The sequence below is a fragment of the Arthrobacter antibioticus genome (assembly GCF_030063205.1).
In the GTDB taxonomy this organism is placed as follows: Bacteria; Actinomycetota; Actinomycetes; order Actinomycetales; family Micrococcaceae; genus Specibacter.
In genome coordinates, this window is sequence record NZ_JASISQ010000001.1 from 409549 (window position 1) to 430664 (window position 21116).

The 21116-nt window shown below is 57.0% G+C and carries 18 protein-coding genes; 7 read left to right on the forward strand and 11 right to left on the reverse strand.

Annotated features, from left to right (window positions below; translation table 11 throughout):
- Positions 1-2: 2 nt before the first annotated feature.
- The gene (gene pdxT, locus QMG40_RS01900) at positions 3-713 is read right to left on the reverse strand and encodes a pyridoxal 5'-phosphate synthase glutaminase subunit PdxT (RefSeq protein WP_459252940.1); all 711 of its coding nucleotides are present in this window, start codon (positions 711-713) and stop codon (positions 3-5) included.
- Between the two features lie 110 nt (positions 714-823).
- On the opposite strand from pdxT, the gene asnB reads away from it, so the two are divergent.
- The 3 genes from asnB (at position 824) to QMG40_RS01915 (ending at position 6334) form a co-directional block, all read left to right on the forward strand.
- Entirely contained in the window at positions 824-3508 is a 2685-nt protein-coding gene (gene asnB / locus QMG40_RS01905; protein ID WP_283527351.1) for an asparagine synthase (glutamine-hydrolyzing), read from the forward strand.
- A 95-nt stretch (positions 3509-3603) separates the two neighbouring features.
- On the forward strand, positions 3604-5652 hold the full coding sequence (locus QMG40_RS01910) for a M3 family metallopeptidase (protein WP_283527352.1): 2049 nt from the start codon (positions 3604-3606) through the stop codon (positions 5650-5652).
- A 4-nt stretch (positions 5653-5656) separates the two neighbouring features.
- Positions 5657-6334 carry a GNAT family N-acetyltransferase gene (locus tag QMG40_RS01915; RefSeq protein ID WP_283527354.1) on the forward strand — a complete coding sequence of 226 codons (678 nt, stop codon included), beginning with the start codon at positions 5657-5659 and terminating at the stop codon, positions 6332-6334.
- A gap of 98 nt (positions 6335-6432) precedes the next feature.
- Here the strand turns inward: QMG40_RS01915 and QMG40_RS01920 are convergent, their stop codons facing one another.
- The 7 genes from QMG40_RS01920 to QMG40_RS01950 all read right to left on the reverse strand — a co-directional run bounded on the left by QMG40_RS01920 (position 6433) and on the right by QMG40_RS01950 (position 15714).
- Positions 6433-7344 (reverse strand): dihydrodipicolinate synthase family protein, encoded by a 912-nt coding sequence (locus QMG40_RS01920; protein ID WP_283527356.1) that lies wholly within the window; start codon positions 7342-7344, stop codon positions 6433-6435.
- A gap of 157 nt (positions 7345-7501) precedes the next feature.
- Positions 7502-8404, reverse strand: coding sequence for a pyridoxal 5'-phosphate synthase lyase subunit PdxS (pdxS, locus tag QMG40_RS01925; protein ID WP_283527358.1), 903 nt, complete (start codon positions 8402-8404; stop codon positions 7502-7504).
- A gap of 103 nt (positions 8405-8507) precedes the next feature.
- A complete protein-coding gene (pgsA, locus tag QMG40_RS01930) occupies positions 8508-9146 on the reverse strand; it encodes a phosphatidylinositol phosphate synthase (RefSeq protein ID WP_283527361.1) in 639 nt (212 codons plus the stop codon).
- On the reverse strand, positions 9139-9747 hold the full coding sequence (locus QMG40_RS01935; RefSeq protein ID WP_283527363.1) for an HIT family protein: 609 nt from the start codon (positions 9745-9747) through the stop codon (positions 9139-9141). The genes pgsA and QMG40_RS01935 overlap by 8 nt, the downstream gene beginning before the upstream one ends.
- A 32-nt stretch (positions 9748-9779) precedes the next feature.
- On the reverse strand, positions 9780-11786 hold the full coding sequence (gene thrS, locus QMG40_RS01940; RefSeq protein ID WP_283527365.1) for a threonine--tRNA ligase: 2007 nt from the start codon (positions 11784-11786) through the stop codon (positions 9780-9782).
- 36 nt (positions 11787-11822) lie between these two features.
- Complete coding sequence (locus QMG40_RS01945; RefSeq protein WP_283527367.1) at positions 11823-15365, reverse strand: DNA polymerase III subunit alpha; 3543 nt, start codon at positions 15363-15365, stop codon at positions 11823-11825.
- Positions 15358-15714, reverse strand: coding sequence for a DUF6504 family protein (locus QMG40_RS01950; protein WP_283527369.1), 357 nt, complete (start codon positions 15712-15714; stop codon positions 15358-15360). The genes QMG40_RS01945 and QMG40_RS01950 overlap by 8 nt, the downstream gene beginning before the upstream one ends.
- A 262-nt stretch (positions 15715-15976) precedes the next feature.
- Here QMG40_RS01950 and QMG40_RS01955 point away from each other — a divergent pair, with 262 nt between their 5' ends.
- Complete coding sequence (locus QMG40_RS01955; protein ID WP_283527371.1) at positions 15977-16483, forward strand: GNAT family N-acetyltransferase; 507 nt, start codon at positions 15977-15979, stop codon at positions 16481-16483.
- Between the two features lie 61 nt (positions 16484-16544).
- Here QMG40_RS01955 and QMG40_RS01960 read toward each other — a convergent pair whose 3' ends face one another.
- Positions 16545-17270 carry an SOS response-associated peptidase gene (locus QMG40_RS01960; RefSeq protein ID WP_283527373.1) on the reverse strand — a complete coding sequence of 242 codons (726 nt, stop codon included), beginning with the start codon at positions 17268-17270 and terminating at the stop codon, positions 16545-16547.
- A 97-nt stretch (positions 17271-17367) separates the two neighbouring features.
- On the opposite strand from QMG40_RS01960, the gene QMG40_RS01965 reads away from it, so the two are divergent.
- The 3 genes from QMG40_RS01965 to QMG40_RS01975 all read left to right on the forward strand — a co-directional run bounded on the left by QMG40_RS01965 (position 17368) and on the right by QMG40_RS01975 (position 19430).
- On the forward strand, positions 17368-17625 hold the full coding sequence (locus tag QMG40_RS01965; RefSeq protein WP_283527375.1) for a mycoredoxin: 258 nt from the start codon (positions 17368-17370) through the stop codon (positions 17623-17625).
- Between the two features lie 90 nt (positions 17626-17715).
- Positions 17716-18813 carry an S-(hydroxymethyl)mycothiol dehydrogenase gene (locus tag QMG40_RS01970; protein WP_283527377.1) on the forward strand — a complete coding sequence of 366 codons (1098 nt, stop codon included), beginning with the start codon at positions 17716-17718 and terminating at the stop codon, positions 18811-18813.
- Positions 18810-19430: an MBL fold metallo-hydrolase gene (locus QMG40_RS01975; RefSeq protein WP_283527379.1), complete on the forward strand. Its 621-nt coding sequence runs from the start codon at positions 18810-18812 to the stop codon at positions 19428-19430. Before QMG40_RS01970 ends, QMG40_RS01975 begins: the two co-directional genes overlap by 4 nt.
- Positions 19431-19538: 108 nt before the next feature.
- Here QMG40_RS01975 and QMG40_RS01980 read toward each other — a convergent pair whose 3' ends face one another.
- On the reverse strand, positions 19539-20252 hold the full coding sequence (locus QMG40_RS01980; RefSeq protein ID WP_283527381.1) for a lipoate--protein ligase family protein: 714 nt from the start codon (positions 20250-20252) through the stop codon (positions 19539-19541).
- Complete coding sequence (locus tag QMG40_RS01985) at positions 20249-21100, reverse strand: thioesterase family protein (protein ID WP_283527384.1); 852 nt, start codon at positions 21098-21100, stop codon at positions 20249-20251. Before QMG40_RS01985 ends, QMG40_RS01980 begins: the two co-directional genes overlap by 4 nt.
- Positions 21101-21116: the final 16 nt, after the last annotated feature.

Consider the following 21116-nt stretch of genomic DNA (forward strand, 5'->3'; position numbering starts at 1 on the left):
AGTTACGCTTCTCCTTTAATCATCCGAATAAACAGTTCATGGATGCGGCGCTCCCCTGTCACTTCCGGGTGGAAGGAGGTGGCCAGCAAATGCCTGGTACGAACGGCGACTGCACGAACTTCTAAATCAATCCTATCGTTTAGTGCAGCTCGGGGCGGTTTCACAGTGGCCAGCACTTCCACGTTGGGCCCCACACGCTCGACCCAGGGTGCCCGGATGAACACAGCATGTAGAGGAATTTCGGGCTCCCCCGGCTGGGTTAGACCGTGGAACTGAAGTTCGGTTTCAAAGGAATCCACCTGCCGGCCAAAGGCGTTGCGGCGCACTGTAATGTCCAGGCCACCGAAGGTACATTGCGGATTCCCGGACCCGTCGGTCGCGGGATCGGCGATTTCATCTGCAAGCAGGATCATGCCCGCGCAGCTGCCGTAAACGGGCATTCCTGCTGCAATACGGTCAATCAGCGGCTCGCGCATGCCAAAAATGCGGCTGAGTTTATCGATCGTGGTTGACTCCCCACCCGGGATCACCAGCCCGTCAACCCCGGCCAGTTCACTCGGACGGCGCACCCCCACTGCCTTTGCACCGCAATCCATCAGCGCATTCGCGTGCTCTCTGACGTCGCCTTGCAATGCCAAAATGCCAATAGTTGGTCCGGACGAGGTGGCGGAAGTGGTTTTAAAAGTCACCGTTTCATCATAGATGGGCCTCATCTCACACAGGGAACTTCGTCTACGCGCCGGAGCGGATGGACCGCGTAGCTCTGCAAGCAAGTAGCATTGTCCGCAGGACTGACGTACTACAGAGACGAGGAACTTAGAGTATGTGCGGAATCGCTGGTTACTACGGTTATGGGGAAGATCTATCCCTGTTACAGCAGATGAATGCGTGCATGGTGCACCGCGGCCCCGATGGTGAGGGTGTGTACACGCACGGCAACGTAGGACTGGCCCATCGCCGTCTTTCCATCATTGATGTGGCCCACGGCCAGGAGCCAATGTACAGCGCGGACGGGCAGACAGTTCTGGTCTACAACGGCGAAGTGTACAACTACCTCGACCTGCGAGCCGAGCTAGAAGCCCTGGGACGAGTTTTCACCACCCAATCGGACACCGAAGTTGTGTTGCAATCCTACGAGCAGTGGGGGGACGCGGCCTTCGATAAATTTAACGGAATGTTTGGTTTCGCCATTCATGACCTCAAAAACAACCGTCTGGTGCTAGCCCGCGATCACTTCGGCATCAAACCTCTGTACTACGCCACGGCAGGTACTGCCGAGGCTCCCACCCTGCTCTTTGGCTCAGAAATCAAGCCCTTGTTGGCCACCAACAAGCTTGAACGCAGTGTTGATGAGCGCATTTTGTTCCGCTACCTGCAGTTTAGAATCCACGACGACGAGCCAGCCACGTTCTTTGCCGGCGTGCAGAAGCTGATGCCAGGGGAGAAACTGGTGGTCAATACCGCAGATTCCGAGGCTGGAGTAGCCGGGACCGTGCGCATCAGTTCTTACACTCGGTTCAAAGAAGAACTCGCGGAGCTCGCCAAGATTGAAACCCCGTACTCACAGGCTGTCATTGACGAGTACCGGGACCGTTTCACCGAAGGTGTGCGCCTGCGTCTGCAGTCAGAAGTCCCCGTAGGCACCGCCTTGTCAGGGGGCCTGGACTCTTCCGCCGTCGTGGCAACTATCAACAAGCTCATGCAGGAAAATGCTGCCGCAACTGATTCTTTGGGCGCCAAGCAGCAAACATTTTCGGCTGTGTTCCCAAACTCCATCAATGATGAAGAGAAATACGCAGATGCCGTCCTCGCCCGGTGCGAGGGCAATGTCATCAGCCACAAGATTTTGCCGCAGCCAAGTGAGTTTGTTGAAGATCTGGAAGATTTTGTGCGGACCATGGAGGAGCCTGTCATCTCCTCGGGTCCTTATGCCCAGTATCAGGTCATGCGCGAGGCCTCCAAGCATGTCTCAGTGCTGCTTGATGGTCAGGGCGCCGATGAGATGATGGCCGGATACATCCCCTATTACTTCGCCTACTTGCGCCAGCTCAAAAAGAACGGCCAGAACGCGAAACTTGCCAAGGAGCTTGTGGCGAGTTCAGATATCCTGTTCCGGCTCGCTCGTTTCCGGATTCAAGGCAAGCTCACCTTTAAGAAAGAAGTGGGCATTTCTGCCCTGCTGGATAAGAAGTTCACGGCAAAATACAAGGCCGAAAAATTCGCCAACATCGCCGATAACTTGAAGCTGCGCCTCATCGATGACCTGTTCCACAAGTCATTGCCTGCTGTGCTGCGTTATGAAGACAAGAACACCATGCGATTTTCCTTGGAGGGCCGCGTGCCGTTCTTGGACAAAGAAGTGGTGAAGTTCCTGTTCAGCCTTGACGATGAGTCAATCATCAAAGGCGGTTGGAACAAGCGGATCTTGCGCGATGCTACACGAGACTTGCTCCCGGAAATGATCAGCAACCGTCGCAACAAAATTGGTTTCACCACTCCTGAAGCTGAATGGTTTTCACACATGAAAGAGAAGATCTATGAGATCTTCCTTTCCAGCTCCTTTGGTGCCCGCCCGTACTGGAACCAGGACGCGGTTATTTACGCGTTCGAGGAACTCCTCAGCGGCAAGAGCTCAGGTTCCACCATGGTGTTCTGGCGTTTGATCAACACTGAGTTGTGGTTGCGCGAGTTCTTTGACGAGCCTGAAATCAAGGCCGGCATTGAGGGTAAGAGCGATTACATTCCCAACGCGGACAAGCAATTAAACATCAGCGTGCCAGGCGGTGCCGGAACTTTCCGACGTTACCCGCTGCGCACAGAGGTTTTCTACAAAGAAACCGACTTTGATCCCACGGCCATGACGTATGTGAAACGCTTTTTTGATGGCCTGCCCACAGCTGGCGGGGACCATGGCACGGCCACTGCTGACACACCGTGGTACTTGTTTGTCTCTGAAAAGATTGTTGCCATGACCCAGGGCCGCTCCATTCCTGTCTGGGACATCAAGGTCAGCAATGCTGCACGCTTTTTCAGTAAGTTTGTAACCCGCAACCCGGGCGGCATTGGATTAGCCAGTCCATGGTCAATGCAGCTTGCCATCGACGAGGTGGGTTTGCCGCGCATTATGTACGCCTCGGCCCGCAGCGTCATCGGTAAGCTCCAAGGAAAATCCGGGGTATTTTACGAAGTGGTGGGCCACAATATCAACGCCATCGATGGTGCCGCCGGATACCAGGTTGGCACCTCAACCCACTCGGTAAAGTACGCCCCTATCGACCCCGACGGCGTAGCAGCCCGCTTGAGCGCCTTGGTGCGGGCAAGCGTTCCGGCAGAGTTCGCAGCAACCTTTGCGGGAACAGCCATCATGGACGCCAACGATCTGGGAGTTGTTGCCTTGGGCCATGACACCGCCCTGACCACGGCAGTCCTTGAGGACATCTTCCGTGACAACCCACAGGGACAGACCACCGAGACCACTCCGATGTCTCTGGTGTTCACCCAAAAGTAGTCCCTCCGCAGGTCGGGCAACGAAGCAAACCAAGGACGACGGCGAAACTCTCGTTTCGCCGTCGTCCTTACGTTAAACCATGAAAGAGTCAAAGAATGACCGTCGAGAACTCAACCAACCCGTTTCTGGCACCGAGTGAACTCCCCCACCAGTTACCTAATTTTGCTGCCATCGGGCCCGAAGACTATGTGGCCGGCTTCGAAGCGGGGTTTGCGCAGCAGTTGGCGGAAGTTCACGCCATCACAGAGAATCCAGAGCCCGCCTCGTTTGCCAACACCGTTGCGGCGATGGAGCGCAGCGGCGCGATTCTGACGCGTGTTGCTAATGCGTTTTTCAACATGGCAGGGGCCAATGCCACCCCAGTCATACAGGAACTGGAGACGCATATTGGTCCGCGGGTTTCCGCCCATGACGACTCGGTGCTACTCAATGGCGCTCTTTACGGGCGGTTCCTTGACGTGCCCGCCGATGGGCTGGACGCTGAGTCCGCTCGGCTCCTCTCCGAATGGCAGAAGACTTTCACGCTCGCTGGCGTAGCCCTGACTGCTGCTGATCAAGACCGTCTGCGTGAGCTCAACGGGCAGCTGGCTTCTCTCAGCACAGAGTTTTCTCAACTGGTCATGCAGGCAGGTAACGAGGCTGCTATCCATGTACAGGATCCGACCGAGCTGGATGGGCTCAGTGCGGATGACCTTGCGACGGCGGCTGCGGCAGCCATTACAGCCGGGCACTCTGGTGGATACTTGCTCACCTTGATTCTGCCCACCGCCCAGCCAGCCTTGAAGGTACTCACCAACAGAGACACCAGGCGCAGACTGCATCTTGCTTCTGTTGGGCGCGGCGGCGCCGCTGCGGACTCTGACAACGAGTCCGACGGCGCCACTGTGGTGCTGGAGCTAGCCGCAACAATGGCGGCGTTGCGCGCCGAGAGAGCCGAACTCCTTGGCTTTGCTTCCGAGGCTGAACGCACCATCGAGTCCCAGACGGCACCCTCATTGGAGGCTGTCCATGAGATGCTCTCCCCCATCACCGCGGCTGCTGCCCATAACGCGGCGTCCGAGGCGAAGAGACTGCGCGAGGTTGCCGGCCACGACCTTGAAGCATGGGACACGGCGTTTTATGCTGAGCAAATTCGTCGGGATGAATACGGCGTTGATCTGGCAGCTCTGCGCCCGTGGTTTGAACTTGAATCCGTGCTGCGCAAAGGCGTGTTCTATGCTGCAACTCGCCTGTACGGAGTTTCTTTTACCGAGCGAACAGATTTGGCTGGTTACCACCCCGATGTGCGCGTGTGGGAAGTATTCAACGCTGACGGTTCCGCGCTGGGGCTATTTCTTGGCGACTATTACACCCGGGACACCAAACGCGGCGGTGCCTGGATGAATTCCTTCGTCGAGCAATCGGCTCTTGAGGGAACCACCGCCGTCGTGGTTAACAACCTAAACATCCCGAAGCCACCTTTCGGTGAACCCACGCTGCTGACTTTTGATGAAGTGGTGACGTGCTTCCATGAATTTGGTCATGCCCTGCACGGACTTTTCTCCGACGTTACCTACCCCACTTTTTCGGGCACAAATGTACCGCGAGATTTTGTGGAATACCCCTCTCAGGTCAATGAGATGTGGATCTTGTGGCCAGAGGTACTTGAGAACTATGCCACGCATCATCTCACCGGGGAGCCCCTACCTGCTGGCACGGCCAAAAAATTGACCGATGCTGCACTGTGGGGACAAGGCTTTGCCACCGCAGAATATTTAGGCGCTGCGCTACTTGATCTGGCGTGGCACGAGCTAGCTCCAGGCTCGGTTGTCAGCGACCCGCCAGCTTTTGAGACGACGGCACTTGCCGCTGTGGGACTCGATATTCCGGCTCTGCCGCCGCGCTACAGGACGGGCTACTTCAGTCATATTTTCGCCGGTGGTTATGCTGCCGGATACTACTCATATATCTGGTCCGAGGTGCTCGACGCAGACACAGTGGCGTGGTTTAAGGCCAATGGCGGGCTGACACGATCCAATGGAGAGCACTTCCGCAACACCCTGCTGTGCCGTGGTTTCTCCGTTGACCCCCTGAGAGCCTTCCACGACTTTGCTGGCCGAGACGCCAATACCCTGCCCCTGCTCGCCCGTCGGGGGCTGGTCTAAGCGCATGGTGACGTTAGCAGACTGCCAACGCACACAGCATGCATGGTTCCAAGCCTTGGCCCAGGCAACAGGGGGTAGGGCATTCTCCACCCACAAGATGGATTGGGTATGGCTACCTGAGACTCGGGAAATGCTCTGCATGTTCCCTACCGAGATCACTGCCGCGGGGCTGAAACCTGCCCTGAGCGAAGCTGAACGCCGGGGAGCCTCATCTGTTGGGATCTGGCTAAACGCCTCAGTCCGGGAAGGTCTCCTGCCTGAGTACGGATTCGATCCCGGCTGGAAACCATGGTGGATGACTCGGGCCCTTGATCTCGAGAGCGTTTCCAAAGCCAGTGATGCCCTTGACGAGCGCATCGGACTGACAGCCGTGGTGGATAACCAGGTGTGGCTTGCAACGGCCCGCATCAAGGAAGAGTGGGCCGGACGATCCTATGCCTTCCTGCCACCTGAACAGGGCGACAAACACCTGGCCGGAATTTTTGACATGGAGGTAGCCCCTGAGCATCGCCGCAGCGGAATCGGCACATCCTTGCTGAATGAGCTTTCAGAGGCGGCCTTCAATGCAGGTGCTGAGCACTTGCTGCTCAACGCCACCCCGGATGGCCAACGACTGTACCGTCAGCATGGTTTTGAGCTCATCGGCAAAGGACAAACCTGGTGGTTCCATCCACCTCGCTAACCCCGCCCCGACGCTCGCTCACTCCACGTCGTGTTTTCGGGCACGCTCGCTCACTCCACGTCGTGTTTTCGGGCACGCTCGCTCACTGCTAGTGCCGGCTATTTAGAACCATTAACTGATTCCACGGCACGTCCCAAAGCTGCCACATCCGATTGGCTTGCTGAGGCAAAGGGGCCTCTGGGCTGCGGTGTCTCGAGTCCCAGAATATTTGCCAGCGCGTGCAGTGCCCCCAACGGCGCCTTACTCTCGGAAACAGCTTGGGCAATGATCAGGAGACGTTTCAAAGGGATTCCTTGCAACGTACCAGCCCTGGCACTCCTCCACACCTCTGCATAGTCATCGGGCAGTAGCGCCGCTAACCCCGTATGCCATGCATCGACTTGCGGCAACAAGGACAAGAGCTGCACGTCGGCGCTTAATCCTATAGAGAAATCAGACCCAACAGCATCACGGAACGCTGAAACACGCTCTGCCACATTGGGCCGACGCATGGTTTCCTTGACTCCCAGAAGATTGGCAGAGGCAGCCAATTCAGCCAGCATTTCCGGCGATACATCGTATTGTGTCTGAACCGGTTTGTTATAGAAGCACAAGGGGAGATTGGTGGCGTCAGAAACTGTTTCGAACAGTGACCTGACTTCCAGATCGGAGAGCGGCAAGTAGGAAAAGGGTGCCAGCAGTAAACCTTGCGCCCCTGCACTCTGAGCATCTCGAGCCAGGTGAACCACTTCACGAGTGGATGCAGCACTGATGGCCACATAAACGGGAACGGTAGCCGAATTCGGTTGGCTCATACTGGCTGTGGCATCAACGGCAGCGGCTGTTACATCATGCCGCTCTCCCCGGTCAAAGCTCACACCCGCTCCGGAAGTCGCAAGGACAGTCACCCCGTTTACTCCTGCCTGGGCCGCGTTTCGGACCTGGTGGGTCAAGGCAGCAAAGTCAATTTCGGCGTCGGGCATCAATGGTGTGATGGGGTAGGCCAGAAGCCCTGAGAACAACTGAGTCATGGAAGGCAATCTTAAGTGAGCGAGCGTCGGGAAAATGACAACGTGGAGTGAGCGAGCGTAGGAAAAAACACGACGTGGAGTGAGCGAGCGTCGGAAGGAGAGCGGCACCGGACTCACTTGGAGGTGTGAGTCCGGTGCCGCCTTTCTTTAGTTGGGTTTACCAGCCGCGCTCGGCAAGGCGGTGCGGTGCGGGGATATCAGCTACGTTGATCCCCACCATCGCCTCACCCAAGCCGCGGGAGACATCGGCGATGACAGCAGGGTCATCGAAGAACGTGGTGGCCTTGACCACGGCTGCCGCGCGTTGGGCCGGGTTGCCTGACTTGAAGATTCCCGAACCAACAAACACGCCGTCGGCTCCCAGCTGCATCATCATGGCGGCGTCAGCCGGGGTAGCAATACCACCGGCGGTAAAGAGCACGACCGGGAGTTTGCCGGTGGCTGCGATTTCCTTGACCAGCTCATACGGTGCGGCCAATTCCTTGGCAGCCACGTACAACTCATCTTCTGGCAGGGCGGCCAGCTTTGCGATCTGGGCGCGGATCTTGCGCATGTGCCCGGTGGCGTTGGAGACGTCTCCAGTGCCTGCTTCACCCTTGGAGCGGATCATTGCAGCACCTTCATTGATGCGGCGCAGGGCCTCACCGAGGTTGGTTGCGCCACAAACAAAAGGCACCTTGAAGTTCCACTTGTCGATGTGGTGCTCGTAGTCAGCCGGGGTCAGGACCTCGGACTCGTCCACGTAGTCAACACCCAAGGACTCGAGAACCTGAGCCTCCACGAAGTGGCCTATCCGGGCCTTGGCCATGACGGGAATGGAGACAGCGGCAATAATGGCGTCAATCATGTCCGGATCGCTGGCGCGTGAGACTCCGCCCTGGGCACGAATGTCAGCAGGGACGCGCTCCAGCGCCATGACGGCGACCGCGCCGGCATCTTCTGCGATCTTGGCCTGTTCAACGTTAACGACGTCCATGATGACGCCGCCCTTGAGCATGTCCGCCATGCCGCGCTTGACTCGGTTGCTGCCGGTCACCGGTGTTACATCGGGTGTAGACACAAAAACCCCTCTGGAAAGGAACGACTAATTGGGCCCGTGAACGTGATCCGCAGCACGGGTGGCCTCAGTATATTCCGGGGGTGTGCATCATTTGAAACGAGTGTTACTGCCCCTCTGGGGGTCCAACGTGCACACTCGCCGCAAATGCTTGGCGCCGCACAGTTCCGATCCGTTGGAACACCGTGACAAGGCTTGCGATGGCCAGCAGGACAAGTACGACGGCGAGCACGGCCTCAGGGATCCCCAGACCTACCAGCCCGGTCGCCACAAGTACTACAACAAGTCGATCAGAGCGTTCTGCGATACCAACGTTGGCGCTCATGCCGAGGCCTTCGGCTCGTGCCTTCGCGTAGGAGACGATGGATCCCAGGACCAGGCAGGTCAGTGCCATGGCGGCGATGAAGTGATTGCTTCCGCCTGTGTAAAACCAGATGACGATGCCAGCAAAAACGGCTCCGTCACCCACCCGATCAAGTGTGGAGTCAAGGAACGCCCCCCATTTACCGGAGCGGCCCAGCATCCGCGCCATGAGCCCGTCCACTATGTCGGAGAAGACAAAGACTGTGATGACAACTGTCCCCCAAAACAGCTCACCTAGCGGGTAACCGATCAGCGCCCCCGCTGCTACACCCAGCGTGCCAACAATGGTGACTGCGTCAGGTGAAACCTTCAGACGGACTAGAAGGGCCGCAACCGGAGTAAAAATGGCAGCAAAGAGCGCACGCGCGTACTTATTAAGCATTGCTTTCCTTAGCACCAGTTGATGCGTCGGTCGGTGTGTGTGGCGTGTTCTCCCACGCCGCCGCGACCTGTTCCCGGACCTCGCCCAATGTCTGTGTAATGGCCTTGGTGCCAGCAATAATGGGTAGGAAGTTTCCGTCCCCTCCCCAGCGCGGGACGATGTGCTGGTGCAGATGGGCAGCAATACCAGCTCCGCCGGTAACCCCCTGGTTCATGCCCAAGTTGAAACCTGAAGGGTTGGACACGGCCCGCAGCACCCGCATTCCCTGTTGGGCCAACGCGGCAAATTCGGCTGTCTCAGCCACGGTCAAATCGGTGTAGTCCGGGATGTGCCGGTAAGGACACACCAGCAGATGTCCCGGGTTGTATGGGAAAAGGTTCAACACCACGTAGGCGAGCTTGCCACGGTGGACAATCAAAGACTCCTCATCTTCGCGTCCGGGGGCCGCACAGAAGGGACAATCGTGGGAACTGGTGACCTGCTCACCTTTTTTTACGTAGGCGAGCCGGTGCGGGGTCCAAAGCCGCTGAAAGGCATCAGGAACTCCTGGGAGTTCAAAGTCATCCTCTACGGCGTTGGACACCGCACCTTGCTCACTCACGCTGTACTTCCTTATTCCGCTGCTTGTTGGGCTTACGCTGTCCGGTTTCGGACGGCTTCAACGATGCGTTGCACCGCTTCATCGACGGGCACGGCATTGTCCTGGCTACCGTCACGGAAGCGGAACGAGACAGCGTTAGCGTCAACGTCGTCCCCGCCTGCAATGAGGACAAACGGGATCTTATCCTTGCTCGCTGTTCTGATCTTCTTCGGGAACCTGTCGCTTGAGATATCCACTTCAGCGCGGATACCCTCTGCCTTGAGTTTGGCAACGACGCAGTACATGTAGTCATTGAAAGCCTCCGCAACTGGGATGGCAACAACCTGTACGGGGGAAAGCCAGGCCGGGAACGCGCCGGCGTAATGCTCCGTCAGAACTCCCATGAAACGCTCCACTGAACCGAAGAGGGCACGGTGAATCATAACGGGCCGCTGACGCGTCCCGTCTGCTGCCTGGTATTCAAGTTCGAAGCGCTCAGGCAGGTTGAAATCAAGCTGAATGGTTGACATTTGCCAGGTGCGGCCCAAGGCATCCTTGGCCTGCACGGAGATCTTGGGGCCGTAGAAAGCTGCCCCTCCGGGATCGGCAACCAGCTCCAATCCCGATGCCTGAGCCACTTCTTCTAGTGTTTGGGTGGCTTCTTCCCAAATAACGTCATCTCCAACAAACTTTTCTGGATCTTTAGTGGAGAGCTCCAGATAGAAGTCATCCAGGCCGTAGTCCTTCAGCAGTGAAAGAACAAAATTCAAGGTCTCGGTGAGTTCATCCTTCATCTGCTCCTTGGTGCAGTAGATGTGCGCATCATCTTGTGTCATGCCACGAACACGGGTGAGACCGTGTACCACACCGGACTTTTCGTAGCGGTATACAGAACCAAATTCAAAGAGCCGCAGCGGCAGTTCACGGTATGAGCGTCCACGGGAGCGGAAGATCAGGTTGTGCATGGGGCAGTTCATGGGTTTGAGGTAGTAATCCTGGCCGGGCTTGCGCACCGTGCCGTCCTCGTTGAGCTCGGCATCCACATGCATGGGCGGGAACATCCCGTCCTTGTACCAGTCAAGGTGGCCGGAGACTTCGTAAAGGTTGGCCTTTGTGATGTGTGGGGTGTACACAAAGTCGTAACCGGCCTCAACGTGGCGTTTACGCGAGTAGTCTTCCATTTCCTTGCGGATGATCCCACCCTTGGGGTGGAAGACCGGCAGACCTGAGCCCAGCTCATCCGGGAAGGAAAACAAGTCCAGTTCAACACCGAGCTTGCGATGGTCGCGGCGCTCAGCTTCGGCGATACGCTCCTGGTAGGCCTTCAAGGCTTCCTTGGTGGGCCAAGCTGTGCCGTAGATGCGCTGCAACTGCTGGTTGTTTTGGTTACCCAACCAGTAGGCTGCGGAGGTGCGGGTCAGCGCGAAAGCGTTGGAAATCAACTTGGTGTTCTGCAGATGTGGGCCGCGACATAGATCGCACCACACCATGTCCCCACTCTTGCGATCGATGTTCTCATAAATCGTGATCTCACCGGCACCAACCTCAACATTGACGCCCTCGGCGGTGTCGCCGTCGTTCTTCTTGCCCAAAAGCTCAAGCTTATAAGGCTCGTTGGCCATAGCCTGACGCGCCTCATCCTCGGAAACGACGCGGCGAGCAAACTTTTGGTTTTGATTCACGATCTTGAGCATCATCTTCTCAAGCGTTTTCAGGTCCTCAGGAGTGAAGGGCTCGGCAACATCAAAATCAAAGTAGAACCCGTCGGTGATGTACGGGCCAATTCCAAGCTTCGCATCGGGACGCAACGCCTGTACTGCCTGGGCCATGACGTGGGCGGTCGAGTGCCGTAGGACATCCAAGCCGTCTGCGGAGTCAATAGTGACGCCTTCAACGCTCGCATCAGCCTCAAGTACTGCCGAGAGGTCCTTTAAAACCCCGCCAACACGCATAACAACGACTTCGCGGCGTTCAAAGAACAGTTCAGCGCCTGTGGTGCCGGTGGCCACCGAAGTCGTAACGCCCTCGACATTGATGGTGATTTCTGTTTCCACTGGCACGCTTGACTCCTTGATTGCTCCGGTGTGACTCCATGTTTAAGCAACATACGGGGGTTGCTGTGAGCCTCTTTGATGGTATCGGTTTGCCGGGGCACCAACCAACACGGGCGGCTCCGGGAGTAGATGGGTGTTTTGTAGATCCCAGGCTTCCAACGCTTGCACCGTGATCCCACGTGGACCTGTGCGTCGCGTGAGCCCGCGAATGAGCAGTATTCGGGTACCAAAAAGCAATGGTCCGGACTTTTCCTGCGCCTCGGTGAAGAACGTTGTATCCACACACCCAGTGCCGTCATCGATGCTGATGAACACTACCCGTTTCCCGCCCCGCATGGGCGGTGTTTGGGTTGCCACCCGCACCCCCGCCACCAAGACTTCCGTATTATTGCGCAGAGCCAGCAAGTGTTCGGCTCGGATCACACCCAGCCGGTCCAACAGTGGGGCATAACTATCCATCAGGTGTCCACTGACATCCAAGGACAACAAATCCAGTTCCGTACCCACCGTCTGCGCCAAATCTGCTGGCGAGTGGATCGCCTGAAGGCTGCCCAGTTCAATATCCTCTAAGGGCAATGCCAACTGTCCGGTAATAGCTTGGGTTCGTTTATTTGACTTATGCGCCGGCAGGCTATTGACGTGTGCAACGAGGTCCGCCCTGTTGGCCGTATTCCCTGTCCCAACTTGTGCCTGACGGTGCAGGGAATCCAGGGCTCCCAGCTGGGCCAAGCGTTTCAAGGTTGGTCGGCTCATTTTGGCCCGGTCACGCAGGTCCGCTAGAGATTCATAGGGTTGACCGGCCACAATGCGTTTGAGTTCTGTACCCGAAACGCCGTATACCCCGGCCAGACTTAGCCGGATGCCGGTCACAGCCTCGCCCTCAGCATCCTTACCACTGACATACCTGCCCACCACATCCTTAATAACCCGCTCCGCCCGGTACTCCCCGGTGCTTGCATTGATATCAAGGGCAAGGATGGGTATGCCCAGGCGTCTGGCCTCGGAAACCAATAAACGCCGCGGGTACATACCTGGATCGTGTTCCCACAAGCCTGCCAAAAACTCCGCAGGGTGGTGTGCTTTTAGCCAAGCGGATTGGTAGGTCGGAATGGCGAAAGCAGCACCATGGGCCTTGCAAAAACCAAAGCTTCCAAAGGCCCTCAGCGTCTCCCACACCTCCTCAATGACGGCCTGGCTGTAGCCATGCTCTGCCGAGTTGTCCCTAAAGTACTTTTCCACAACCGGTTCCAACATTGGGTTCCCCAGCTGACGCCTAAACTCGTCCGCCCGGGACAATGTGCACTTGGTCATAGTGCTGAAGGTGCGCAGTACCTGTTCGTGAAAAACCGTCACTCCATGGGTTTCCTGCAGCACTGGTATGAGGTCCGAATGAGCGTAGTGTGCTTGCGCGAAACCTGCCCGGCTCTCTAAAAAAGGTTTCACCATATTTGATTTCATGGGCCCAGGTCGGAACAGCGAAATGTCAATGACAAGGTCACTGAACTCTGTGGGGGCCATTTTTCCCACCAGCTCCCGCTGCCCCGGTGACTCAATTTGAAAGCAACCCAGCGTGTGGGTGCTGCGGATCAGCTCAAAAGTGGGTTCGTCGTCGAGCGGGACGGCGTCAAGATCGATCCCACCATCCTCGCCGATGAAAGGGGCGTCAGGGGTATGCCCGCCTTCAGCTGCCACAGCCTTCTTCGACGGGTGTAACCGGATGACTTCTCGCACCGCATAAGCCATGGCACTTTGCATGCGCACACCCAGGACGTCGAGTTTGAGCATTCCCATTGCATCCATGTCATGTTTGTCGAACTGGCTCATGGGCAGCCCCATCCCACTGGGCTGGACAGGCGTGCGGCTCAGCAACGAGGAATCCCCCAAGATCACTCCACACGGGTGCATTGAAATATGCCTGGGCAGCCTGTCCAGACGCTCGGTGAGGTCAACCAGTAGATCCAACTGGCCACCGCGTTCCCGGGCGCCGCCGGCTTGACTGAACTCTTCGCGCTCCTCCCCCTCAGGGTCTCCACCTTCTTGGTTGTAGCGAGACTGCCGGACTTGATCCGCAAAATCTCGCAGTTCAGGCTTCTCCTCCAACGCTTCCCTGAAAGAACCCGCCGAGAAACGCCACAATTGCTTGGCAATTTGATCAATTTCCCGTTTTTCTATCCCCAACGCCAGCCCCGCGTCCCTCACAGCACCGCGAGCACGATAACTATTTTGCATACTCATCAAGGTGACTCGTTTGGCACCAAAACGAGAAAATATTCGCCTATACACGTTATGGCGTTGAGCACTTTCCACATCAAGATCAATGTCAGGCAGCGTAGACCTGTCACTGGAAAGAAATCTTTCAAAAAGGAGGTCGTTGGCTATAGGGTCAACAGCGCTAACGCCCAAAACATAATTAACCAACGACGACGCCCCGGAACCTCTTGCTGCCCGGCGCACCCCCATTTCGCGAATCATTTCAGAGACTTCGGCCACAGTCAGAAAGTACGATTCGAAACCCAGCCCACCAATAGTGGCCAGTTCCATCTCAAGCCGGTTGCGGACTTTGTGCAGCTTCTCACCACGGAGGTCCCCAAACCGTTGAACAAGCCCTGCTTCGCTGCGCTGGCGTAGTTCGATGCCCGCCGGCTGGGACAGTCCCAAAACATCCAGTTCAGGGGTGGTTGGTTTTTTCCAGCCCAGATCGCTGGCCGGGTCCAGCCTGCACTTGTCAGCCAACTGGGCTGTGTTGGCCCACAGCTGTTCCAGCTCGGCACTGCCGTAGCCGCTTTGGTACACAATTTCTTTAGCTACTGCGGCCATCTGGGCGGCGCTTTTAAGCCAGGCCTGACCCGTAGGTTGCAAATCGTGGAGACGCTCAAGAGGGGCAATGTTCCGCGCAGCATCCAGAACATCTGCTGTAGGCGCGTCCTCCTCACGGGTGTAGCGCGCCGCGTTGCTCAGAACGGCAGGAACACCGAATTCCTGCGCCAGCTTTAGCATCCGCACCGCGTGAGCTGTGCTCATGGGAGCGCCAGGGGTACTGAGATGGCTGAGGATCTCAACAACCATTGACCCTGCTGGCATGGCGTTGCGCCACGCCAAAAATTTTGTGCGCGGAAGTAAATACTTGCGCCCGTTCAACGACCTGCCAACGGGTGAGTAGGGACCCAACAATACTGTCAACGCCGGCTTCTGAGTCTCCGGATCAAGCACACCGGCAGCCAGCTGCTCCAGCGTGATCCCCACCACCGGCTGGTTATGGGCGGCCGAGATCAGGCTGCACAGGGCGGCGTATCCTGCCCCCGGGGCCATACAAGCGTTTCCATGGGCTAGGACAACCACCCTTCCCACTTTTTCAAGACCCTCCGAGCCTTCTTCCAAAACGGCAAGGTCCACACCAATGATTGGGTCTATTCCAGCGGCCATGCACGCTTTAACATGTTTTACCGAGCCATAAAGACCGTCCCGGTCGGTGACAGCCAGCGCATCACCGTCCACTGCGGCCGTTTGGGCAAGATCGTCGGGCCAGGAAACCCCAAAGTGGGCACTGTAGGCGGAGTAGCTATGCAAATGGACAAAGTTACGCACCGCCCTGCTCCTCCATAAACAACTCATCCACAGCGTCATATATCTTTATGACGCGCCACCGTTCACTAGGCCGGTAGCGCACCACATCAACGGTTAAACTTTCATGTGCAGCTTCTGCAGGACCTTGCCCTGCCTCTTCCCGATGGACCTGCAACCGCCACATTTGCCTGTCAACAACCCCTACTCCTTCCCCCGGACGCACGCGTTTCTCGCTCTCCCACCAGGATCGGCGCTCATACCAGCACAGGGGATCAGCCGAAATGGCATAAAATTCCTCCCGCCACCACAACTGCAACGGCACACCATCAGATGAGGTCAGCACGGTGATAGCCTCACTAAAGATACCCATGCGCGATCTCCGTCCTCACCCTAAACACACGACATGTCCTAGGTGCGTCAAACGTATTAGTACATATATACTAATGGATTTAAGTGTACGCTCATCTTCACGCGGAAAGTAACCGCCAATTGGGAAGTAACGCGAGGCGGGAATTCTTCCGCACAGAAAGCGTTAAGTAGATAGCTGACAACGCAACAGGCGTCTAGCATGGCCTTATGGCCATTGTCTTAGCCGGACTGCTGGCGCCACACCGATTTCAAAGGAGCGTTCCATGACTGACATGGTCACCCTCATCGCTAAAACCAATCCGTTGGAACGCGACCTCAAAACAGCATCAAGAACTGTGCTGGAAACTGACATCCCCCGCCTCGGTGAACTTTATTTCACCGCTTATGACGCTGGACTGGCTGGCGAGTCTATCGAGGTTGCACTAGCCGATATCCAGGCCTCGATGGCAGGAAAATATGGCCGATTTCTCCCCGAAGCTTCCCACGTAGCGTTAGATGACCAGGGCAAAATTGTGGCCGCAGTATTGGTTGTGGAACGCGCTATTGGCGAAGACACTCCCGATGCGCCGTTCATCATCGAACTTATTACCGACCGAGGGCACCGCCGCCAAGGCCTCGCCGAAGACTTGGTCCTTGCCACTTTGGACACTCTTTTCAACGAGGGCCAAAGCGATGTGGCCTTGCGGGTTGAAGCCACCAACTCCGCCGCGTTGGCACTTTATCTATCCCTTGACTTCCATCGCTGGTCACCAGAAGAAACTGACGACTAAGGCTTTCTCGCTTTTGCCCCTACCCCTAATGCCCTAGTCGCTGAGCTAATCACTGAGTTAGTCACTGAGCTAGCGGAACAATCAACTCGGGTGAGTTATTGCGCACATTTCCAACATCTGTGGAAACAGCGTAAAGCATCCAACCCTCAGCCAAAGCCCACGCTTCTCCAAGTGCCGTCTTGAGAAGCGGGGCAACTTCCTTGTTCTGCGGATCCAACCAATCCGCTAACCCCTCCTGACTCAGCGGCACTGGCAGCCTGTCATGTAGCATGGCCAATTCACCTTCCGGCGGTGCTGCCATAGTTAAAATGGTGCAGGACAGCAGCCACTGCTCCGGTGAGCCATTTTCCTTCAAGGGATCTTTCCACCACTCATAGAGCCCGGCAAAAGTGATCAGCGAACCATCCAAGGAATGCACAAAGTATGGCTGCTTGGTCTTGCCATCGGGTGATTTCTTCCACTCGTAATAGCCCTGTACAGGCACGCAGCAACGCTTCGACTTCATGGCGGCACGAAAAGTGGGCTTCTCAGCTGCGGTTTCACTACGTGCGTTGAAGGCACGCACACCCACCGCAGGGTCCTTCGCCCACCCAGGCACCAGTCCCCACGTAGCCATGTGAATCTGGCGGTGCTTTACCCCGTCAATAAGCCTTTCAAGGACAATGGGTACATCGGCTGTGGGGGCAACGTTGTAAGAGGCACGCAGTTCTAGGGACGCATCAGCCTCCGCCTCCAGTTCTGCAACCAAATCTCCAACAGCCCTGGCCATCACGTATCGTCCGCACATGGTGTCCATCGTGGCACAAAATAAGGAATATGTACCCGCACCGGTAGCGTTGAACAAAGTAGAAACATAAAAACTTATTCTGCAAGGAGCATTTGACGTGGACTTTACCCCCGACGCCGGTACTATCACGATGTTTTCAACCACTTGGTGTGGCTATTGCAAGCGTCTAAAGAAACAACTGGACGCCTCCGGGATCGGCTATACGGAAATAAACATCGAAGATGTCCCCGGCACTGCCGAACTTGTTGAGAGCCTGAACAATGGTAACCAAACGGTCCCCACTATTTTGTTCCCCGACGGCACAGCCGCAACGAATCCTTCCCTCAAGGACGTTAAGGAACGGCTCGGCGTTTAGGTAAAACCCGCCCCACCCCCTCAATCCGTGTAGCCTGTCAGGACCCCAATGGCCGTTCCCGACAGGAATACCGCTGCTAAGGAGCTTTTCATGGTTAACAAGGTTCATAAAGTTAAGGGCGCCGTGGTGCTCAGTAAGAACGCCCCGGTCACATTGGAGACCATCTTGGTGCCGGACCCCGGCCCCGGTGAAGCTCTGGTTGACATCCTCACCAGTGGTGTCTGCCACACCGATTTGCATTATAAACAAGGCGGAATCAATGATGACTTCCCCTTCTTGCTAGGTCATGAGGCTACGGGTGTAGTCAACGCAGTAGGTGCGGGTGTCACAAATGTTGTGCCAGGTGACCGCGTCATTTTGAACTGGCGCGCTGTCTGCGGAACGTGTCGGGCCTGCGCCAAGGGCCAACCCCAGTATTGCTTTGACACGGAGAATGCCACCCAGAAAATGACGCTCGAGGACGGCACGGTCCTGACTCCGGCGTTGGGTATTGGTGCGTTCATTGAAAAGACGCTTGTGGCTGCCGGGCAGTGCACCAAAGTTGACCCCGAGGTTGACCCTGGTGCTGTAGGCCTTTTAGGCTGCGGAGTCATGGCAGGTATCGGTGCGGCCATCAACACCGGCGCCATTAAGCGTGGGGATTCTGTGGCCGTCATTGGTTGCGGCGGCGTCGGCTCCGCAGCCATCGCCGGGGCGGTCCTCGCCGGGGCAACAACTGTGATCGCTGTTGACAGGGATCCCAAGAAGCTCAAGGGTGCTTTGGCACTCGGCGCCACACACACTGTGGATTCCACAAAGCAGGACGCTGTCCTCGCCATCCAAAACCACACGGGCGGGTTCGGCGCAGATGTGGTGATTGACGCCGTCGGACGTCCCGAAACATACAAGCAGGCCTTCTATGCCCGCGATCTGGCCGGAACAGTGGTTTTGGTGGGAGTTCCAACGCCTGAGATGACATTGGAGCTGCCTCTGCTGGACGTGTTTGGGCGCGGCGGCTCATTGAAGTCCTCGTGGTACGGAGATTGCCTGCCTTCGCGTGACTTCCCCATGCTCGTAGACCTGTACAAGCAGGGCAAGTTGGATCTGGACACCTTTGTGAGTGAGCGGATCACCATTAACGACATTGAAGCGGCCTTCACCAAGATGGGCGAAGGCTCCGTACTGCGCTCAGTGGTGGAAATGGCATGAGCGCGCGCATTGAACGTTTAGTTACTTCCGGGACATTCTCGCTCGACGGCGGCACCTGGGATGTAGAGAACAACGTTTGGATCGTTGGTGATGACACAGAGGTCTATGTCATTGACCCGGCCCATGATCCTGAGGCTATCGCGACGGCTGTTGGCACCAGGAAAGTCAAGGCTGTATTGCTCACGCACGGTCATGACGACCATATCCGCCACGCCCGCGATTTTGCGACGCTGGTGGGTGCGCCCGTGCTGATGAATCCGGAGGACCAGATGCTGTGGGAGAAGATCTACCCGGGGACAACTCCGGATGCGCCCATCGCGGACGGTGACAGCTTTGAAGTAGCCGGCATACGGTTGCTTGCATTGCACACCCCCGGGCACTCCCCCGGGTCCACGTGCTTCCATGCACTAGGGCTGGGGACAGTCTTTTCCGGTGATACCTTATTCAATGGTGGTCCGGGAGCTACGGGACGTTCCTATAGCGACTTCCCCACGATCGTTACCTCTATCAAGAGTCGGTTGCTGGTGTTGCCGGGCGAAACAATAGTCAACACCGGCCACGGTGACTCAACAACTATTGCTGCGGAGACTCCAGGAATCCTGGCTGATCAGCAGTAACAGCACCTGTGGTATCCGCCGTTGAGGTTGGAGATGATGACACCCCAGAGGACGATGGAGTGTCATCATCTCCAACCTCAACGGTCAATACAAGTACGCAGACTCCCGTTATGACTCGAACAGCTCTGTGTGCTTGGCATAAACCGCCAAAATAGCTGCTTCTACATCCTCCACGCTCAATCCTGGGCGCAGATCTTCTACGGCACCCGCCGTGGCAGGGTCCCACTGCAGCTCAAGTGCCGCATAGCTGTCAACAAGGACCTTGCGGATTGGAGCTGAGTTTTCCACGACAATCACTGAACTAAACAGCCAGGCGCCCGCCACAACCCGTTGAGCCGTACCCACCAGCTTGACGTTGCTTGAGGCAGAGCGACCAAAGACGCTGAATTCTCCCGGACAGTATTCCCCGGGGATCTCTCCCACGCCGGCATCCACCCCGAGGGAGCGCAGGGCTTGGGTAAAGAGGTCGCCGAAGAAACCAAAACGGCCCTTGGCGCCGGCTATGGAATCGTTCTCATGCTGGATGTGGTCAACAATCAACGTGCCCTGATGATAGGCGGCAGCCCGCCCGCCGGCACGGCGCACGGCCGGCATAAAACCGTTGTCCCTTGATGCTTGTTCCGCGGCGGAAAATCCTGCCAGCCTTGTGTCGCGCTGGCCAAAAGCTACTGTGGGTTCTGGCCGGTAGAAACGCAGCATATCCCCCTGCAGGCCCGTTTTCACTTGGCCCAGAAGGTCCAGAGCGTGGTGTAGATCAGCCTCAGCGCCAAGATTTATGAGCTGCTTGCGGACCTCCAACCGCGGAGCAACAATCCGGTTCACTTGCTCAGTGGAATAGGACGAACTGTTAATATCTGTTCCGTTCGCCCAAAGGGGCCGTTCACATCGTTAAGTACCGAGGAGGTCAATCCGATCCCATCTGCGCCGAGACTGACATGGGTGTCCAGTCCCAGCCACTGCCCTACCGGTTCACGGTAGATGTGGATGGAAAGGTCCACATTGGGGAACATATAGCCGCCCGGCTCCGGCGTCATGCGCGCGGAAACCCCATTGGCGCTATCGGCCAGCCCCAGCAGCCGCACCAACGCAGAAGAGTGCTCTCCGCCGTCGAGCATGGTAAACGGACTGTGTAACCAGGCCCGCCCCCGGCCCGGGGCATGTCCGGGGCAAGAACGGCCCTCGAGAGTTTTGATGAAACCCCCTGGCCAGATAGTCATGCCGTCCCAGGGGATGGATCTCTCAAGGCTATCGAGGGGTTCATCCGCGTAGGCTTCAACAGCGGTTGTGTCATTTTTTTGCAGACGCCATGCCGTGACGCGCACTGCAACCCGACCCTCGGCAATCAGCTCCGCCTGGAGTAGCTCAATGGTCCGCCCAGGACGTAGGAGCATGGTTTCGATAGTGAATTCTCCGGCGGGAATCAAGCCCAAAATATCAAAGCTCAACCGGGCCAGACGCATGTCATCGCGTGGCCGGTATTGCTCCAAGGCGTGAACCATGATGCCCGTGACCGGGGCCATATGCTGTTCGTGCGAGTTCCAAGCACCCTGGGCATGCACGGTTGATTCGTAGCGGTTCTCACCGAGGTGGCGGTAGTAAGAATTACTGTCAACGGGGAATGTATGGGCGTCAGCGGTGTCAGCGGCTGCGCCCGTGGTGGTCTGCGACATGGCTACGACTCTACCG

Coding starts and splice junctions, on each gene's coding strand:
- QMG40_RS01960 (WP_283527373.1), bottom strand. CDS start 17,270: ATGTGCGGACGATACGTGATGGCCAGGGCTGTTGGAGATTTGGTTGCA.
- QMG40_RS01970 (WP_283527377.1), top strand. CDS start 17,716: ATGGTTAACAAGGTTCATAAAGTTAAGGGCGCCGTGGTGCTCAGTAAG.
- QMG40_RS01910 (WP_283527352.1), top strand. CDS start 3,604: ATGACCGTCGAGAACTCAACCAACCCGTTTCTGGCACCGAGTGAACTC.
- QMG40_RS01915 (WP_283527354.1), top strand. CDS start 5,657: ATGGTGACGTTAGCAGACTGCCAACGCACACAGCATGCATGGTTCCAA.
- QMG40_RS01920 (WP_283527356.1), bottom strand. CDS start 7,344: ATGACTCAGTTGTTCTCAGGGCTTCTGGCCTACCCCATCACACCATTG.
- pdxT (WP_459252940.1), bottom strand. CDS start 713: ATGAGGCCCATCTATGATGAAACGGTGACTTTTAAAACCACTTCCGCC.
- QMG40_RS01950 (WP_283527369.1), bottom strand. CDS start 15,714: ATGGGTATCTTTAGTGAGGCTATCACCGTGCTGACCTCATCTGATGGT.
- asnB (WP_283527351.1), top strand. CDS start 824: ATGTGCGGAATCGCTGGTTACTACGGTTATGGGGAAGATCTATCCCTG.
- QMG40_RS01985 (WP_283527384.1), bottom strand. CDS start 21,100: ATGTCGCAGACCACCACGGGCGCAGCCGCTGACACCGCTGACGCCCAT.
- pgsA (WP_283527361.1), bottom strand. CDS start 9,146: ATGCTTAATAAGTACGCGCGTGCGCTCTTTGCTGCCATTTTTACTCCG.
- QMG40_RS01975 (WP_283527379.1), top strand. CDS start 18,810: ATGAGCGCGCGCATTGAACGTTTAGTTACTTCCGGGACATTCTCGCTC.
- QMG40_RS01955 (WP_283527371.1), top strand. CDS start 15,977: ATGACTGACATGGTCACCCTCATCGCTAAAACCAATCCGTTGGAACGC.